1 protein-coding gene and 1 pseudogene are annotated in these 1,064 nt (G+C 63.3%); one reads left to right on the forward strand and one right to left on the reverse strand.

Features of this window, described 5'->3' with window-relative positions:
• A partial coding sequence (locus HP546_RS30575; protein WP_372242489.1) for an NAD(P)/FAD-dependent oxidoreductase occupies positions 1-560 on the forward strand: 560 nt, incomplete at its 5' end.
• Positions 561-695: 135 nt separating this feature from the next.
• On the opposite strand, the pseudogene HP546_RS30580 reads toward HP546_RS30575, so the two are convergent.
• Positions 696-1,064: pseudogene (locus HP546_RS30580) on the reverse strand (hypothetical protein); the annotation flags it as partial.

Genomic DNA, 1,064 nt, shown 5'->3' on the forward strand with positions numbered 1-1,064 from the left:
TTCTTGCCGGTGAATGTGTTGGGCCGGACTGGATACGCGTGGGCGATGCGGCGATGGCGGTTGACCCGCTGTCGGGCAACGGGATCTTTCAGTCGCTGTCTTCGGCGTTGCAGGCACCGGTGGTGATCAACACCTTGCTGCGCAAGCCCGAGCGAGCTGCATTGGCGCAGCAGTTTCACCAGCAACGGGTCGAGCAGCTGTTCTTGCGCTTTGCTCGCATTGGCCGGGATTTCTACACGCAGGAGCAGGGGTGGGCAGGGCAGGCATTCTGGGGGCAGCGCCAAGGTTGGCCGGATGCGCAGCCATTGCATCTGGCGGCGGATTGGCAGGCAGTTCGGGTTGAGCGACGGCCTGTACTGCGTGATGGGCTGGTGGATGCGGCCGAGGTGGTGGTGACGGCGGACCAGCCGTTGGGGGTGTGGCATCTGCAGGGGGTGGAGTTGGCGCCGGTGGTGCGGGAAATACGCAGTGGCCGGCCAGTCGAGGCAGTGTTGTCAGGGCTGGCGGTTGAACAGCAGGTCATGGTGCGGCGGTGGGTGTTGGAGCAGGGGTTGGCTTGATATCGCCGGGGCCGCTTTGCGGCCCATCGCCGGCAAGCCAGCTCCCACAGGTACTGCACAAAACCCAGAATTTGCGCTGTACCTGTGGGAGCTGGCTTGCCGGCGATGGCTGCAAAGCAGCCCCTGGATCTCAAATCAGAAGAAGGTCCCGACAATCAACTGCATATAGGTCCCGGTATCCCGCCCGCCCAGCTGCGTACCACCAGTCGCAGCACTACGCTCCGGCTTGTAGAACCCGACCACCGGGCTGATCAGCAGGTGGTCGTTGACCATCCATTCCACATACAGGTCCAGCTCCCGCCCGCCGAGGTTGCCCTGGTCGGTGTCCAGGGTATCGAAGTCGAAATACAGCGCGCCCACTGTCAGGTTGTCCCGTGGCTTGCCCTTCAGCGCCACGTGGTGCACCTGGCTGTTCTTGTTGAACGGCCCGGCATAGTTGGCTGCCACTTCGCCCTGGAACCAGGTGCCGTAGCCACGGCTCAGGCCATAGAACAACGGGTCGAA

The sequence above is a fragment of the Pseudomonas sp. CM25 genome (genome assembly GCF_013179705.1).
Lineage (GTDB): Bacteria > Pseudomonadota > Gammaproteobacteria > Pseudomonadales > Pseudomonadaceae > Aquipseudomonas.